Annotated in this window: 1 protein-coding gene; it reads right to left on the bottom strand. The window is 71.0% G+C overall.

Annotated elements, in window-relative coordinates; translation table 11 throughout:
* A partial coding sequence (locus KVP70_RS33825) for an AMP-binding protein (RefSeq protein ID WP_217946793.1) occupies positions 1–255 on the bottom strand: 255 nt, incomplete at both ends.

The raw sequence follows: 255 nt of genomic DNA, 5'->3' as shown, positions 1-255 counted from the left end.
CGCCGCCGATATACAGCTCGCCGGCCACGCCCAGCGGAACCGGACGCATCGCCTCATCAAGCAGGTAGATGCGGGTGTTGGCGATCGGCCGCCCGATCGGCACCATGGCGCGCGTATCGCCCGCCACACTGGTCCAGGCCGTGACATCGACCGCCGCCTCGGTGGGGCCGTACAAATTGTAGAGCTGCGCGCCCGGCAGGCCGCCATGCAGGCGCTGCGCCAGCGCCGCCGGCAAGGCCTCGCCACTGCACACCA

Origin of the sequence: Duganella violaceipulchra, from assembly GCF_019166075.1 — a bacterium.
Taxonomy (GTDB): Bacteria; Pseudomonadota; Gammaproteobacteria; order Burkholderiales; family Burkholderiaceae_D; genus Rugamonas; species Rugamonas violaceipulchra.
The sequence above is the reverse complement of the archived record's forward strand: the minus strand, read 5'-3'. Positions and strand labels throughout refer to the sequence as shown.